This is a genomic window from Ramlibacter aurantiacus (genome assembly GCF_016722895.1).
GTDB lineage: Bacteria > Pseudomonadota > Gammaproteobacteria > Burkholderiales > Burkholderiaceae_C > Ramlibacter > Ramlibacter aurantiacus.
This window is the reverse complement of the sequence record NZ_JAEQNA010000010.1, coordinates 44,178-60,457: the sequence shown is the minus strand read 5'-3', so window position 1 is coordinate 60,457 and position 16,280 is coordinate 44,178. Positions and strand designations below refer to the sequence as shown.

At 68.3% G+C, this 16,280-nt stretch carries 13 protein-coding genes; 5 read left to right on the top strand and 8 right to left on the bottom strand.

What is annotated here, in order from left to right:
• The first annotated feature begins 2 nt into the window (after positions 1-2).
• The 5 genes from accB (at position 3) to JI739_RS21210 (ending at position 4,966) form a co-directional block, all read left to right on the top strand.
• Positions 3-455, top strand: coding sequence for an acetyl-CoA carboxylase biotin carboxyl carrier protein (gene accB / locus JI739_RS21230; protein ID WP_201686009.1), 453 nt, complete (start codon positions 3-5; stop codon positions 453-455).
• Positions 456-462: 7 nt separating this feature from the next.
• Positions 463-1,812, top strand: coding sequence for an acetyl-CoA carboxylase biotin carboxylase subunit (accC, locus tag JI739_RS21225; RefSeq protein ID WP_201686008.1), 1,350 nt, complete (start codon positions 463-465; stop codon positions 1,810-1,812).
• Between the two features lie 98 nt (positions 1,813-1,910).
• Positions 1,911-2,822, top strand: coding sequence for a 50S ribosomal protein L11 methyltransferase (gene prmA, locus JI739_RS21220; protein ID WP_201686129.1), 912 nt, complete (start codon positions 1,911-1,913; stop codon positions 2,820-2,822).
• 57 nt (positions 2,823-2,879) lie between these two features.
• Positions 2,880-4,013, top strand: a complete 1,134-nt coding sequence (locus JI739_RS24900; RefSeq protein ID WP_201686007.1) for a zinc-ribbon and DUF3426 domain-containing protein — start codon at positions 2,880-2,882, stop codon at positions 4,011-4,013.
• A gap of 59 nt (positions 4,014-4,072) precedes the next feature.
• A complete protein-coding gene (locus tag JI739_RS21210; RefSeq protein ID WP_201686006.1) occupies positions 4,073-4,966 on the top strand; it encodes a carbohydrate kinase family protein in 894 nt (297 codons plus the stop codon).
• A 285-nt stretch (positions 4,967-5,251) separates the two neighbouring features.
• Here the strand turns inward: JI739_RS21210 and JI739_RS21205 are convergent, their stop codons facing one another.
• The 8 genes from JI739_RS21205 to JI739_RS21170 form a co-directional block, all read right to left on the bottom strand.
• Positions 5,252-6,262, bottom strand: a complete 1,011-nt coding sequence (locus JI739_RS21205; RefSeq protein WP_201686005.1) for a branched-chain amino acid ABC transporter permease — start codon at positions 6,260-6,262, stop codon at positions 5,252-5,254.
• A complete protein-coding gene (locus tag JI739_RS21200; RefSeq protein WP_236589946.1) occupies positions 6,262-7,146 on the bottom strand; it encodes a branched-chain amino acid ABC transporter permease in 885 nt (294 codons plus the stop codon). Before JI739_RS21200 ends, JI739_RS21205 begins: the two co-directional genes overlap by 1 nt.
• 155 nt (positions 7,147-7,301) lie before the next feature.
• The gene (locus JI739_RS21195) at positions 7,302-8,507 is read right to left on the bottom strand and encodes an ABC transporter substrate-binding protein (protein WP_201686004.1); all 1,206 of its coding nucleotides are present in this window, start codon (positions 8,505-8,507) and stop codon (positions 7,302-7,304) included.
• Between the two features lie 44 nt (positions 8,508-8,551).
• Positions 8,552-9,259 carry an ABC transporter ATP-binding protein gene (locus JI739_RS21190; protein ID WP_201686003.1) on the bottom strand — a complete coding sequence of 236 codons (708 nt, stop codon included), beginning with the start codon at positions 9,257-9,259 and terminating at the stop codon, positions 8,552-8,554.
• A complete protein-coding gene (locus JI739_RS21185; RefSeq protein ID WP_201686002.1) occupies positions 9,259-10,032 on the bottom strand; it encodes an ABC transporter ATP-binding protein in 774 nt (257 codons plus the stop codon). The genes JI739_RS21190 and JI739_RS21185 overlap by 1 nt, the downstream gene beginning before the upstream one ends.
• Positions 10,033-10,161: 129 nt before the next feature.
• Positions 10,162-13,458 (bottom strand): fused isobutyryl-CoA mutase/GTPase IcmF, encoded by a 3,297-nt coding sequence (gene icmF, locus JI739_RS21180; RefSeq protein ID WP_201686001.1) that lies wholly within the window; start codon positions 13,456-13,458, stop codon positions 10,162-10,164.
• Between the two features lie 139 nt (positions 13,459-13,597).
• Complete coding sequence (locus tag JI739_RS21175; RefSeq protein ID WP_201686000.1) at positions 13,598-15,616, bottom strand: TRAP transporter large permease; 2,019 nt, start codon at positions 15,614-15,616, stop codon at positions 13,598-13,600.
• Complete coding sequence (locus tag JI739_RS21170) at positions 15,613-16,230, bottom strand: TRAP transporter small permease subunit (protein ID WP_201685999.1); 618 nt, start codon at positions 16,228-16,230, stop codon at positions 15,613-15,615. The genes JI739_RS21175 and JI739_RS21170 overlap by 4 nt, the downstream gene beginning before the upstream one ends.
• Positions 16,231-16,280: the final 50 nt, after the last annotated feature.

The following is a 16,280-nucleotide window of genomic DNA, read 5'->3' as shown; positions in this document are numbered from 1 at the left end:
TCATGGACTTGCGCAAACTGAAGACGTTGATCGACCTCGTGTCCGAATCGAACGTCTCCGAACTGGAAATCACCGAGGCCGAGGGCAAGGTGCGGATCGTCAAGGGTCAGCCGCCGGTCTTCCAGATGCCCCCGCAGACCGTGCAGCTGGCGCAGCCCGCTCCCGCGGTCGCCGCGCCGCAGGCCGCTGCCGCGCCGGCACCAGCCCCCGAGGCGCCGGCCGGCCACACGGTCAAGTCGCCCATGGTGGGTACCTTCTATCGGTCGTCCAGCCCGGGCGCCAAGCCGTTCGTCGAGGTGGGCACCGCCGTCAAGGCGGGTGAGACGATCTGCATCATCGAGGCGATGAAGATCCTCAACGAGATCGAGGCCGACAAGGGCGGCACCATCACGCGGATCCTCTGCGAGAACGGACAACCGGTCGAGTATGGCCAGCCGCTTTTCGTGATCGAGTAAGCGGCCGATGTTCAAGAAGATCCTGATCGCCAACCGGGGCGAGATCGCACTGCGGATCCAGCGGGCCTGCCGCGAGTTGGGTGTCAAGGCCGTCATGGTCTATTCCGAGGCGGACCGCGAAGCCAAGTACGTCAAGCTGGCCGAGGAGGCCGTGTGCATCGGCCCGGCGCCCTCGCCGCAGAGCTACCTCAACATGCCCGCCATCATCTCGGCGGCGGAAGTGACCGACGCCGAGGCCATCCACCCCGGCTACGGCTTCCTGTCCGAGAACGCCGACTTTGCCGAGCGGGTCGAGAAAAGCGGTTTCCAGTTCATCGGCCCTTCCCCCGAGTCCATCCGGATCATGGGCGACAAGGTCTCGGCCAAGCAGGCCATGATCAAGGCCGGCGTGCCCTGTGTGCCGGGCTCGGAAGGCGAGTTGCCGGACGATCCTGCGCAGATCCGCCGCATCGCCCGCACCATCGGCTACCCGGTGATCATCAAGGCCGCCGGCGGCGGCGGCGGGCGCGGCATGCGCGTGGTGCACACCGAGGCCGCGCTGGTCAATGCGGTGCAGATGACCCGGGCCGAGGCGGGCGCCGCCTTCGGCAACCCGGCCGTTTACATGGAGAAGTTCCTCCAGAACCCCCGGCACATCGAGATCCAGGTGCTGGCCGACAAGCACCGCAACGCCGTCTACCTCGGCGAGCGTGACTGTTCCATGCAGCGGCGCCACCAGAAGATCATCGAGGAGGGGCCGGCGCCGGGCATTCCGCGCAAGCTGATCGACCGCATCGGCGAGCGCTGCGTCGCCGCCTGCAAGAAGATCGGCTACCGCGGGGCCGGCACCTTCGAGTTCCTGTACGAGAACGGCGAGTTCTATTTCATCGAGATGAACACGCGCGTGCAGGTCGAGCACCCGGTGACCGAGCTGATCACCGGCGTGGACATCGTCAAGACCCAGATCCAGGTGGCCGCCGGCGAGAAGCTGCCCTTTGCCCAGCGCGACATCCACATCCGCGGCCACGCGATCGAGTGCCGCGTGAATGCCGAGGATCCGTACAAGTTCGTGCCATCGCCGGGCCGCATCACCCAGTGGCATGCGCCGGGCGGTCCTGGCGTGCGGGTGGACTCGCATGTCTACAACAATTACTTCGTGCCGCCCAACTACGACTCCATGATCGGCAAGATCATCGTGCACGGGGACACCCGCGAGCAGGCCCTCGCCCGCATGCGCACGGCGCTGCTCGAGACGGTTGTCGAAGGCATCCAGACCAACATCGCCCTGCACCGCGAGTTGATGGTCGACGCCAAGTTCATGGCCGGCGGCACCAACATCCACTATCTCGAGGACTGGCTGGCGCATCACAAGCGCTAAGCCGTGAGAATTGCTGCGCGCGCCGGTTGCGATCCTCGAAGCAGCCTCGGCGCGCTCGCGACGATCCGTCCACACCCACTGAAGCGCTGACGATGCCCCTGTTCGAACTCAGCCTGCTGGCCCCGGAAGAGCGCATCGAAGCGCTGGGCGAGGCGCTCGATGCGCTGGACGCCCTGAGCGTGTCGGTGGAAGACGCCGACGCCCACACCGAGTCCGAACAGGCGCTGTTCGGTGAACCCGGGCTGCCGCCACCCAAGGAAGGCTGGCAGCGCTCGCGCGTGCTGGCGCTGTTTGCCGCCGAACCCGCGGCCAGCGAGGCGGCGCGCCTGCTGCAGGCGCAGGACTTCTTCGAGGGTTGCCGCGTGCTGGGCGTGCACGAGGTGCCCGAGCAGGACTGGGTGCGCCTGACGCAGTCGCAGTTCGCGCCCGTCGAGATCACGCCCGCATTCTGGATCGTGCCCACCTGGCACGAACCGCCCGCGCAGGCCGCCCAGGTGATCCGGCTCGACCCGGGCCTGGCCTTCGGCACCGGCACCCATCCCACCACGCGCATGTGCCTGCGCTGGATCGCCGGGCACGGCATGGGCGGGCAGCGGGTGCTGGACTACGGCTGCGGCTCCGGCATCCTGGCCATTGGCGCGGCGAAGTTCGGCGCGCGCGGGGTCGATGCGGTGGACATCGACGAAGCCGCCGTGCGCTCGACACAGGACAACGCCCAGGCCAACGGCGTGGTGCTGCAGGCGGGGCTGCCCGAACTGGCGTCGGGCCGCTACGACACCGTGCTGGCGAACATCCTGGCCACGCCCCTGAAGGTGCTGGCGCCGCTGCTGTGCAGCCACGTCGCGCCCGGCGGGGCGTTGGTGCTGGCCGGCATCCTCGAGCGGCAGGCCGATGAGTTGAAGGCGGCTTACGCGAGCGGGTGCGAGCTCGAGGTCGTCGACTCCCAGGAAGGTTGGGTGCTCATGTCCGCGCGATTCCCGGCGGCCGTGCCTGAGCGCGTTTCCGGCTGATCCGGCGGCCTAGAATCGGCCGCAGATGAGAGCCGCTCCCTCACCCCAGCTCGCGCCGTGATCACCCATTGCACGGCTTGCGGAACCTACTTTCGGGTCGTCGCCGATCAGCTGAAGATCGCCGACGGCTGGGTTCGTTGCGGCCAGTGCGGCGAAGTGTTCGACGCCCATGCGCACCTGGAGCAGCCGTCCACCGACCGGCCCGCCGCGCCCGCAGCGACCGCACCCGGCGCGCTCTCGCAGCCGGCGCCCCTGCCGACCGCCGCAAGCGTCGACGATCCGAAGTCGCACGCGCTGGACCTGTTGCTGGACGACCTGGGGACCATTCCCCATGCAGCATCCACCGGGTCACCGGTGGCGGCCGAGCCTGCCGAGCCTGCCGAGCCTGCGGCCGCGCCTCCTCGAACCACCGAGGCCGCGCAGGCCGCGCCATCCGCTCAGGCTGCGGCCCCCGCGACCCCGCTCGCCGCACCGGCAACGCCGCAGCTGGCACCGGGCGCCGACGCCGACGCCGACGCCGGTCAGGCCCCCGCGAAGGCGGCAGCGGCAGAGCCGGCCTGGTATGCCGAGTTCAAGCAATCCTTGCCTGCCGATCACGCGCTCGATGCCGCGGAGGGCAGCCCGGCCGATCCCGCTGGTGACCTCATGGTGGCGCCGGCCCTGGACCGGGTCGGCTTCGTTCGCCAGGCGCGCAACCGTGAGTTCTGGCAGAGCGGTCTGGTACGTGCCTTGTTGACCGCCGTGGCCAGCGTCCTCGTGCTCCTGCTGGTGATGCAGGTGCTGGTGCATCAGCGGGATCGGCTGGCGGCCCGGCAGCCGCAACTGCGTCCCTTGCTTGAATGGTTGTGCGTGCCCATCGGCTGCGCGGTCCGGCCGGTGCGGCAGGTCGACGCCGTCGCCATCGAGGGTTCGTCCTTCAATCGGGTGGGCCCCACGGTCTACCGGCTGGTGTTTTCGGTGCGGAACCAGGCCGACACGCCGATCGCCATGCCCTGGTTCGAGATCACGCTGAGCGACCCGAACGAGCAGCCCCTGGTGCGCCGGGTGCTCTCGCCGGCCGACCTGGGGCTGCGCGAGCCCGCCGTGCTGGGAGCCCGGGCCGATTGGTCGGCCTCGCTGGACCTCGATTTGGCACTGGACCCGGCGACGGCTCGCGTCGCGGGCTATCGGTTGCTCGCCTTCTATCCCTAGGGGCGTGCGGCGCAACGCACACCCTCCCGCTTCTTCTGACCGTTCTATAGGCGCTTCACATGGCAGCACTGATTTGCGGCTCGCTCGCATTCGACACCATCATGAATTTCGAGGGGCGCTTTTCGCAGCAGATCCTCCCGCACCAGCTGCACATCCTGAACGTGTCGTTCCTGGTGCCTTCGCTGCGGCGCGACTTCGGCGGGTGCGCCGGCAACATCGCCTATGCCCTCAAGCAGCTGGGCGGCGAGCCGCTGCCCATGGCCACGGTGGGCACCGATGGCCAGGAGTACATCGATCGGCTGGCCGGCCTGGGCATCTCCACCGAGTTCGTGCGCCGGATCGACGACAGCTACACGGCGCAGGCCATGATCATGACCGACCTGGACAACAACCAGATCACGGCTTTCCACCCCGGCGCGATGATGCAGGCGCATGCCACCCGAATCGAGGCGAGGCCGGACATCCGCCTGGGCATCATCTCGCCCGACGGGCGCGACGCGATGCTGCAGCACGCCGAGCAGTTCCAGGCCGCCGGCATCCCCTTCGTGTTCGATCCCGGCCAGGGCCTGCCCATGTTCGACGGGCCCGAACTGGCCCGGTTCGTCGAGCAGGCCGAGTGGGTCACGGTCAACGACTACGAAGGCAAGATGCTGTGCGAGCGCACCGGCTGGAGCCCCGCCGACATCTCGCGCCGCGTGCGAGGCCTGGTGGTGACGCTGGGTGCCGAAGGTTGCGAAGTCTGGATCGATGGCCAGAAGGAGCATGTGCCGGGCGTGGCCGCCGAGCAGGTGGTCGATCCCACCGGCTGCGGTGATGCATGGCGCGGGGCGCTGCTGCATGGGCTGGAGCAGGGCTGGTCGCTGGCGCGCTGCGCCGAGCTGGGCAACCGGGTGGGCGCCATCAAGGTCGCGAGTCGCGGGCCGCAGAATTGGGTCCCCCCCGAAGCGGCCTAGCGGCCGCCTCCCCCCAGGGGGCGCCACCTGCGGCCCGGCGAAGCCGGTTCCGCGGTGGCACTGGAGGGGCCGGCCGCTGCGCGGCGGCGATTGGCGAGGCCGCCCCCCCCCCCCGGGGCGGCACCTGCGGCCCGGCGAAGCCGGTTCCGCCGGTGGCACTGGAGGGGCCGGCCGCTGCGCGGCGGCCTTGGCGAGGCCGCCCTCCCGGGGCGGCACCTGCGGCCCGGCGAAGCCGGTTCCGCGGCGGCACTGGAGGGGCCGGCCGCTGCGCGGCGGCCTTGGGGTTTAGGAGACGCCGACTCGGTGTTCGCCAGGCCCGGGCGTTTCGCTATTCGCGGCCCCGGTCTTGGCGGTGCGCGCGACGCGGCGATCCCGCCAGGCCAGCCACTCGCCGACGATGCCCTTGCGGAAGGCGAGGACGCACAGCACGAAGATGGCGCCGATGATCACCGTGACCCAGGCGCCCACCTTGTCGGCCAGCATGTTCTGCAACGCGATCACCATGCCGGCGCCCAGGACCGGGCCGAAGAAGGTGCCGACGCCGCCGAGCAGGCTCATGAGGATGACTTCGCCCGACATCGACCAATGCACGTCGGACAAGGTGGCGAAACCCATGACGAGGGTCTTGAGGGCGCCTGCCAGCCCCGACAGCGCGGCGGAGAGCACGAATGCGAGCAGCTTGTAGCGGTCGACCTCGTAGCCCAGCGAGATCGCGCGCGGTTCGTTCTCGCGGATCATCTTGAGCACCTGGCCAAAAGGCGAGTTGACGATGCGCATGATGCCCAGGAAGCAGCCGACGACCACCGCCAGCACCAGGTAGTACAAAGTCAGGTCGGACTGCAGCGACAGCAGTCCGAACAGCGCGCCGCGCGGCACGCCCTGCAGGCCGTCTTCGCCGCCGGTGAAAGGCGCCTGCAGGCAGACGAAGAACACCATCTGCGCCAGCGCCAGGGTGACCATGGCGAAGTAGATGCCCTGGCGCCGGATGGCGATGCCGCCGACGAGCGCCCCCAGCAGTGCGGCTGCCACCATGCCGGCCAGCACGCCGGCTTCGGGCGTCCAGCCTTGCGACCTGATGAACCAGCCGGTGACGTAGGCGGCGCCACCGAAGAACGCCGCATGGCCGAAGGACAGCAGCCCGGTGAAGCCGAGCAGCAGGTTGAAGGCGCAGGCGAAGAGGGCGAAGCACAGGAGCTTCATCAGGAAGATGGGGTACAGCCCGATGAAGGGGGCAGCCAGCGCCAGTACCGCCACCGCCAGGTAGGCGAGCCCGAATACCTTGTGAGTCTTGCCCATCACGCCTCCTTGCCGAACAGGCCGGCGGGCCGAATCATCAGGACGATGGCCATGATGACGAAGACCACCACATTGGAAGCCTCGGGATAGAACACGCGGGTGAAGCCCTCGACGACGCCGAGTCCCAGGCCGGTGATCACCGACCCCAGGATGGAGCCCATGCCGCCGATCACCACCACCGCGAACACCACGATGATGAGGTTGGAGCCCATGAGGGGCGTGACCTGCACGATGGGCGCCGCCAGTACGCCGGCGAAGGCGGCCAGGGCGCAGCCGGCCCCGTAGGTGAGCATCACCATCCGTGGCACGTTGACCCCGAACGCCTGCACCAGCCGCGCGTTCTCGGTGCCCGCCCGCAGGTAGGCCCCCAGCCGGGTGCGCTCGATCAGGAACCAGGTGCCCAGGCAGACGACGAGCGAGGCGAGCACGACCCAGGCGCGGTAGTTGGGCAGGATCATGAAGCCGAGGTTGGTGGCGCCCGACAGCGCGTCGGGCACCGGGTAGGACTGGCCGGAGACGCCGAAGCGCTCGCGGAACAGCCCTTCGAAGATGAGGGCCAGACCGAAGGTCAGCAGCAGCCCGTACAGCGGATCGAGCCCGTACAGGCGTCGCAGCATGGTCCGCTCGATGAGAACGCCGATCGCTCCGACGACCAGCGGCGCGACGATCAGCGCCAGCCAGTAGTTGATCCCGAAGCTGTCCAGGGCGATCCAGGCAACGAACGCACCCATCATGTACAGCGCGCCATGCGCGAAGTTCACGATGTCGAGAAGGCCGAAGATCACCGCCAGCCCCAGGCTGAGGATGGCGTAGAAGGCCCCGTTCACAAGGCCCAGCATGAGCTGGCCGAGGAAGGCCTGGTGGGGGATACCGAAGAGTTCCAAGGGGCTGGCTAGGGGTTTGGGCCTAGGGGATAGGGATAAGGGAATGGAGTCCGTGTACGAACAGGTCCCCAAGGAAGGAGCAAGGCAGGAGGCAAGAGCCAGGGAGGCGGCCACTCCGGCCCGCTTGTCTCCCCTCGCCCTTGGCCCCTAATCGCTTATTTCTTGACTAACGCGCACTTGCTCTCGGCCAGCGAGGTGAAGGCCTGGGCGCCCGGCACCTTGGTCACGAGCTTGTAGTAGTCCCAGGGCTTGGTCGATTCCTTCTGGCCCTTGACCTGGAACAGCGACATGTCGTGGATCATGCGGCCGTCCGCGCGCACGCTGCCCTTGGTGTAGAAGTCGTTGACGGGGGCCTTCTTGATCTGCGCCATCACCTTGTCGGCATCGGTGGTGCCGGCGGCCTGCACGGCCTTCAGGTAGGTGGTGACCGCCGAGTAGTCGGCCGCCTGCAGGCTGGAGGGCATGCGCTTGTACTGGGTGAAGAAGCGTTGGGCGAACTTGCGGCTGGCTTCGTCCTGGTCCCAGTACCAGCTGTCGGCCAGTTGCAGGCCTTCGGTGTTGTTCAGCCCCAGGCTGTGGACCTCGTTGATGAACACCAGCAGGCCGGCCACCTTCATGCTCTTGTTGATGCCGAACTCGCGCGCGGCGCGCATGGCGTTGGTGAAGTCGCCGCCGGCATTGGCCAAGGCCAGGATGTCGGCCTTGGAGCCCTGCGCCTGCAGCAGGAAGGACGAGAAGTCCGAGGCGTTCAGCGGATGCCGCACGGTGCCCACGACCGTGCCGCCATTGGCCTTGACGACGTTGGCCGCATCGCCCTCCAGCGAGTGGCCGAACGCGTAGTCGGCGGTCAGGAAGAACCAGCGCTTGTTGCCGGCCTTCACCAGCGCGGTGCCGGCCACCTTGGCCAGGGCCACGGTGTCGTAGGCGTAGTGCACCGTGTAGGGCGTGCAGTCCTCGTTGGTCAGGCGGGCCGATCCGGCGCCGATCACGAAGAACGGGCGCTTCTTCTCGCTGGCGACCTTGGCCATGGCCAGGGCCGTGCCGGAGTTGGTGCCGCTCACCAGCATGCTCAGGCCGTTGTTGTCGATCCATTCGCGCGCCTTGCTGCTGGCGACGTCGGCCTTGTTCTGGTGGTCGGCCGTGAGCACCTCGATCGGGCGGTTCAGCACCTTGCCCCCGAAGTCCTGCACCGCCCACTTGACCATCTCGCCGCCAGCCGGGCCGTCGATGTCGGCGTACAGGCTGGACATGTCGGTGATGAAGCCGATGCGCACCGGCTGGTTGGCGGGTGCCTGCTGCGCCAGGGCAGCGCCGCTGCCGAGGGCGACGGCGAGGGCGGCGGCGATTGTGGTGGGTTTCATCGAGGTCTCCTTGGTGTGTGTGATGACGGGGTGCGGCGCGGCGATCAGACGCCGAGGTATTCGTGGACGATGGCGGTGTTGGCCAGCAGCTCGTCGCGGGCGAACTCGCGGACGATGCGGCCGTGCTCCATGACGTAGAACCGGTCGGCCAGAGGCGCTGCGAATCGAAAGTTCTGCTCGACGAGCACGATGGTGTAGCCCTTGGCGCGCAGCGTGCGGATGGTCTCGGCCAGCTTCTGCACGATGACGGGTGCCAGGCCTTCGGAGATTTCGTCCAGCAGCAGCAGCCGCGCGCCGGTGCGCAGGATGCGGGCCACGGCCAGCATCTGCTGCTCGCCGCCGGACAGGCGCGTGCCGGGGCTGTTGGCGCGCTCCTTCAGGTTGGGGAACATCTCGTAGATCTCGGCCACGCTCATGCCCTCGCTGCCCACCGCGGGGGGCAGCATCAGGTTCTCCTGGGCCGACAGGCTGGCGAAGATGCCGCGTTCCTCGGGGCAGTAACCCACCCCCAGGCGTGCGATGCGATGAGGCGGCAGCCCGATGGCCTCCTGGCCGCGGAGGCGGATGGAGCCGGTGCGGCGGCCGGTCAGGCCGACGATGGCGCGCATGGTGGTGGTGCGGCCGGCGCCGTTGCGGCCCAGCAGCGAGACCACTTCGCCTTCGTTGACCACCAGGTTGACCCCGTGCAGCACATGCGATTCGCCGTACCACGCGTGGAGGTTGTCGATGCGCAGGAGTTCGTTGGCGGCCATCAGTGCGCTCCCTGCAGCTCGGTGTCGGCGGAGCCCATGTAGGCCTCGATCACCTGCGGGTTGCGCGACACCTCCTCGTAAGGTCCGTCGGCGATCACGGCGCCGCGTTGCAGCACGGTGATGCGGTCGGCGATGGAGGACACCACGTTCATGTTGTGCTCCACCATGAGGATGGTGCGGCCGGCCGAAACCTTCTTGATGAGCTGGGTGACGCGGCCGACATCTTCGTGGCCCATGCCCTGCGTGGGTTCGTCCAGCAGCATCAGCTCGGGCTCCAGGGCCATGGTGGTGGCCAGTTCGAGCGCGCGCTTGCGCCCGTACGGCAGGTTGACCGTGAGTTCGTCGGCGAAGTCTTCCAGGCCCACCTGCACCAGCAGTTCGCGTGCCCGCTCGTGCAGCGGATGCAGCGACGATTCGGCCCGCCAGAAGTGGAACGAGGTGCCCAGTCCGCGCTGCAATGCGGCGCGCACGTTCTCCAGCACGGTCATGTGCGGGAACACGGCGGAGATCTGGAACGACCGGACGATGCCGCGCCGCGCCGTCTGTGCCGGCTTCTCGTGGGTGATGTCTTCGCCCTTGAACAGGATGCGCCCGCGCGTGGGCTGCAGGAATTTGGTCAGCAGGTTGAAGTAGGTGGTCTTGCCCGCGCCGTTGGGGCCGATCAGGGCGTGGATGTCGCCGCGGCGGACCTGCAGGTCGACCTCGTTGACGGCGACGAAGCCCTTGAACTCCTTGGTGAGGCCCTGGGTCTCCAGGATGTAGTCATTAGCCAATGCGCAATCCGCCTCTTGTTCTTCGCGGGTGGGTTCCGCGGGGTGGCCCGGAGTCTAGCCACCGTGGGTATGCGGCCGTACGGGGGGAACACCTTAGGTGGTTGTCCGGGGCATGGGGCAGGCGACCGATCACATGGTGCGCCGGTATTGGCCGCCCACCTCGAACAGGGCCTGCGTGATCTGGCCGAGCGAGCACATCCGTACGGCATCCATCAGGGCCTCGAACACGTTGCCGTCGTCGATCACCACCTGCTGCAGCCGACGCAGCATGGCCGGTGCCGCGTCGGCGTGGCGCTGGTGGAAGGCCGCCAGCCGTCGCAGCTGGCTTTGCTTTTCCTCCTCGGTGGAGCGGGCGAGTTCGATCCGCGGCGGCGCCGCCCCGCCTCCGGGCGGTCGGAAGGTGTTCACGCCGACGATGGGCAGCTCGCCCGTGTGCTTGAGCGTCTCGTAGTGCAGGCTTTCGTCCTGGATGCGCCCGCGCTGGTAGCCGGTCTCCATGGCCCCGAGCACCCCGCCACGCTCGGCGATGCGCTCGAAATCGGCGAGCACGGCTTCCTCGACGAGCTCGGTCAATTCCTCGATGACGAAGGCGCCCTGGTTCGGGTTCTCGTTCCTGGCCAGCCCCCACTCACGGTTGATGATCAGCTGGATGGCCATGGCCCGGCGCACGCTGTCTTCGGTGGGCGTGGTGATGGCCTCGTCGAAGGCGTTGGTGTGCAGGCTGTTGCAGTTGTCGTAGACCGCGATCAGCGCCTGCAGGGTGGTGCGGATGTCGTTGAACTGGATCTCCTGCGCGTGCAGGCTGCGCCCCGAAGTCTGGACGTGGTACTTGAGCTTCTGGCTGCGCTCGTTGGCGCCGTATTTTTCTTTCATCGCCACGGCCCAGATGCGGCGCGCGACGCGGCCGATGACCGTGTATTCGGGGTCCATGCCGTTGCTGAAGAAGAAGCTCAGGTTGGGCGCGAAGTCGTCGATGTGCATGCCACGCGCCAGGTAGGCCTCGACGAAGGTGAAGCCGTTGGACAGCGTGAAGGCCAGCTGCGAGATCGGGTTGGCCCCGGCCTCGGCGATGTGGTAGCCGGAGATCGACGCCGAGTAGAAGTTGCGCACGTCGTGCTGCACGAAATACGCCTGGATGTCTCCCATGACCTTGAGGCTGAACTCGGTGGAGAAGATGCAGGTGTTCTGGCCCTGGTCCTCCTTCAGGATGTCGGCCTGCACGGTGCCGCGCACATGGGCCAGCACCCAGGCGCGCAGCTCGGCGGCCTCGGCCCCGGTGGGTTCGCGTCCGTTCTCGGTCCTGAAGCGATCCAGCCGCTGGTCGATGGCCGTGTTCATGAACATCGCCAGGATGGTGGGCGCCGGGCCGTTGATGGTCATGGACACCGACGTGTCGGGCGCGCACAGGTCGAAGCCCGCATACAGCACCTTCAGGTCGTCGAGCGTGGCGATCGACACGCCCGAGTTGCCGACCTTGCCGTAGATGTCGGGGCGGGGGTCGGGGTCGTGGCCGTACAGCGTGACCGAGTCGAACGCGGTGGACAGCCGCTTGGCCGGCATGCCGGCCGAGAGAAGGTGGAAGCGGCGGTTGGTGCGGAAGGCGTCGCCCTCGCCGGCGAACATGCGCGTGGGATCCTCGTTCTCGCGCTTGAAGGGGAAGGTGCCGGCGGTGTACGGGTAGCTGCCCGGCACGTTCTCCAGCATGAGCCACCGCAGGATCTCGCCATGGTCTTCGAAGGAAGGCAGCATCACCTTGCGGATGGCCGTGCCCGAGAGCGTGCGTGTGGTGAGCGCCGTGCGGATCTCGCGGCCGCGGATGGTCATCACGAACTCGTCGCCGGCATAGGCCTGCCGAAGGGCGGGCCAGTGGGCGAGCAGCTCGCCGGCGTCGGCGTCGAGCCTCGCCTCGCGACCCTGCGCCAGGTCCAGGGCGGCCTCGGCGGCGGGCGCGCGTCCCGGCTTGTCGACCTTGAGCATCTCGGCGGCGGCGCGCAATTGCTGGACCTCCCGCGCCAGGCGGGCCTGGGCGCGGGCGCGCTGCTTGTACTGGCGCACGGTATCGGCGATCTCCGCCAGGTGGCGGCTGCGTGCCGATGGAATGACCGGCGCCTGCTGCGTGCTGTGGCGCACCGTGGTGCGGGGCAGGCGGCCGGGTTCGGCCAGGTCCATGCCGAGCTCGGCGAGCCGCGGCTTCAGCGCCTGGTACAGCGCCGTCACGCCATCGTCGTTGAAGCGGGCCGCCATGGTGCCGAACACCGGCATCCGCTCGGGCGGCGTGCCCCAGTCCTCGCGATTGCGCTGCACCTGCTTGGCCACGTCACGCAGGGCGTCGGCCCCGCCCTTGCGGTCGAACTTGTTGATGGCCACGAACTCGGCGAAGTCGAGCATGTCGATCTTCTCGAGTTGGCTGGCCGCCCCGAACTCGGGTGTCATGACGTACAGCGGAACGTCCACGTGCGGCACGATGGCCGCGTCGCCCTGGCCGATGCCCGAGGTCTCGACGATCACCAGGTCGAAGCCCGCCGCCTTGCAGGCCGTGATGGCGTGCGGCAGCGCGGCCGCGATCTCGCTGCCGGCGTCGCGCGTCGCCATGCTGCGCATGAACACGCGGGCCTGGCCGCGCCAGGGGCCGATGGCGTTCATGCGGATGCGGTCGCCCAGCAGCGCGCCACCGCTCTTGCGGCGCGAGGGGTCGATGGAGAGGATGGCGATGCGCGGGCGGTCGTCCTGGTCCAGCCGCAGCCGGCGCACGAGTTCATCGGTCAGCGACGACTTGCCGGCGCCGCCGGTGCCGGTGATGCCCAGCACCGGCGCACGGCGAGAGGCGGCTTCGCTGCGCAAGCTGTCCAGCAGATGGTCGGGGGCGCGCCCGTTCTCCAGTGCCGTGATGAGCTGCGCCAGCGCCCGCCAGGCGCCGGCCCCATGCCCCTGGATCGCCGACACCTCCCGCGGTGCGTGGTCGCCCAGGTCGCGGTCGCAGCGCATGAGCATCTCGCCGATCATGCCGTGCAGCCCCATGCGCTGCCCGTCCTCGGGGCTGTAGATGCGGGCCACGCCGTAGGCCTGCAGCTGGTCGATCTCGGCCGGGATGATGACGCCGCCGCCGCCGCCGAACACCTGGATGTGAGAGCCGCCACGTTCGCGCAGCAGGTCGATCATGTACTTGAAGTATTCGAGGTGCCCGCCCTGGTAGGAGCTGACCGCGATGCCCTGGGCGTCTTCCTGCAGCGCGGCGGTGACGACCTCGTCGACGCTGCGGTTGTGCCCCAGGTGGATCACCTCCGCACCCATGGACTGCAGGATGCGCCGCATGATGTTGATGGCCGCGTCGTGCCCGTCGAACAGGCTGGCGGCCGTGACGAAGCGCAGCTTGTGCGTGGGCCGGTACGTGGCCAGGGCCTTGAACTCGGCGGACAGGTCGGTCATTGCGGGGCTCCCTCGGAAGCCTGCGACCTTAAGTGACGTTTACGTCAACGTCAAACGGGCGAGGGGGCGAGGGGGGGGTGAAGGGCGAGGCCAACGCCCCACGCCCCACGCGCCCGGATAGCCCCGCCCCGACGCCTAGTCACCGCGAATACAGCACCTCGGGCAGCCAGAGGCCGATGGCCGGGAACATGTAGAGGAGGAAGATCGCGACGATCTGGATGCCCATGAACGGCAGCATGCCCAGGAAGATCTGGTTGAGCGTCACGTGCGGTGGGCTCACGCCCTTCAGGTAGAACGCCGACATCGCCACCGGTGGGCTCAGGAAGGCGGTCTGCAGGTTCAGCGCCACCAGCAGGCCGAAGAACAGCGGATTGACCCCGAAGTTGTCCAGCAGCGGAATGAAGATGGGCATGAAGATCACGATGATCTCGGTCCACTCCAGCGGCCAGCCAAGGACGAAGATGATCACCTGGGAGAGCAGCAGGAACTGCACCTGCGACAGATTGAGCGACAGGACCCAGCGCTCCACCAGTTCCTGCCCGCCCAGCAAGGCGAAGGCGGCCGAGAAGATGGCCGAGCCGACGAACAGCCAGCACACCATGGCCGAGGTCTTGGCCGTGAGGAACACGCTCTCCTTGACCACCTGGGTGGTGAGCGCCCGATAGCCGATGGCGAGCAGGAAGCCACCGAGGGCGCCCACCGCCGCCGCCTCGGTGGGCGTGGCCAGCCCCAGCACGATCGAGCCCAGCACGGCAAGGATCAGGATCACCAGCGGAAAGAAACTGGTGAGCAGCATCTTGAAGACTTCCAGCCTCGCGAAGCTGAGCAGTCCGTAGAACACGGCCAGCAACAGGGCGCCGATCGCCAGCGCGATCCAGAAGCCGCGCGGGGCCTCGCGCGCCTGGGGCGCCTCGTTGTCGGATCCGGTATCGGCGGCAGGAGCGGCGCCGGGAGGCTCGGTCACCGACGGCGCGGCGCCCGGTGGCTCGGCCAGGCCGGGTGCGGTGGTCTCGGCCGAACCGCCTGCGGTGGGCGGCTCGGCCAGACCGGAGGATGCGCCCTCGGCCGGCGGCTCGGCCAAGCCGCCGGCAGTGCTGGGTTCGGCCAGTCCGCCGGCGCCGGGTGGCTCGGGCAGGCGGCTTTGGGAGCCCCGCAGCGCCGTCGGGCCTCCCCCCATCTGCACCAGGCCCTCGAATGATTCCTCGGCGGCCAGGGGGGCGGTGAAGCCCCGCCAGCTCCAGCTGGCCAGTGCTGCGAACAGGAGCAGCGGAACGACCACGATGGCGAGCTGGCCGAGCAGATAAGGCGCGGGAACGCCGGCGTTGGCGGGCCCCTTCAGTGCGGCCAGCAGGCCACTGACCGCGTGCCGCTCGCCGGTCGGGGAGGTGATGCGCTGGGTCAGGGGCGGCAGCGGCACGCGCCGCTCTTCGGCCGACAGCGGAGGTGCCATCGAAGGCTTGAGCTTGGCCACAATGATCACGTACAGCACGTACAGGCCGGCCAGCATCAGCCCGGGAAAGAAAGCACCGGCGTACAACTGCACCACCGAGACGCCGGCGGTCGCACCGTAGACGATCAGCAGCACCGAGGGCGGGATCAGGATGCCCAGGCAGCCGCCGGCGGTGATCGAGCCGGCCGTCAGGCGCACGCTGTAGCCGGCCTTGAGCATGGCCGGCATGGCCAGCAGCCCCATCAGGGTGACCACGGCGCCCACGATGCCGGTGGCGGTGGCGAACACGGCGCAGGTGACCAGGGTGGCCACGGCCAGGGCGCCAGGCAGCCGCGAGAGTGCCAGGTGCACACTGCGAAAGAGCTTCTCGATCAGGTTGGCGCGCTCGACCAGGTAGCCCATGAAGACGAACAGCGGGATGGAGATGAGCACGTCGTTGCTCATGACCCGGAAGGCTGCCTGCACCATCAAGTCGAGCGTGAGGCCGGTGTTCCGTTCGTAGGCCAGCCAGGTGAAGATCATGCCCATGCCCATCAGGGTGAAGGCCGTGGGAAAGCCCAGCATGATGGCGACGACGACCAGGCTGAGCATCAGCAGCCCGATGTGGCCGCTCTCGATGCGATCGACGCTGACCAGCATGACCAGGACGGCCGCCACGATCAACCCCATCAGGGTGAATCCGAACCAGAGTTCCTTGCGTACTTTCACAGCTTCCCCTCCGACTCCGCGGGCGGTGCCACGAGCGGCTTGCCCGGTTCGTTCTGTCCCACCATGGTTTTGATCTTGTCCACGTCGACTTCGACGACGTCGTCGCCGCGGCTGGGCCATTGCCCCTTCCGGATGCAGATCACGCAACGCGCGATCTCGACAAAGCCTTGAAGGAGCAGCAGCAGCCCGGCGATTGGAATCACGAGCTTGAAGGGGTAGATCGGAATCGGGTCGGCGTTGAAGGTGTGTTCGCGGATGGCGTACGAGTCGGTGAAGTAGGTCCACCCCGCCCAGGTGAGCGCGACGATGCCGGGCAGGAAGAACAGCAGGTAGAGCACCAGGTCCACCGAGGCCTGCGTGCGGGGCTGGAAGAAGCCGTACAGCACGTCGCCGCGCACGTGCCCGTTCTTGGCCAAGGTGTAGGCGCCCGCCATCATGAACAGCGCGCCGTACAACATGATCTGCACGTCGAACATCCAGCCGTGGGGCTTGTTCAGCACGTAGCGCGAGAACACCTCCCACGACACCAGTGCGGTGAGCACCACGATCGCCCAGGCGAACAGCTTGCCCACCCAGGTCGACAGCCGATCGACCGCCAGCAGCAGTTTCTGCATTCCTCGTCCCCTCCTGGCCGGCCTTCGGCCAACAAAAAGGGCGGTCGCCT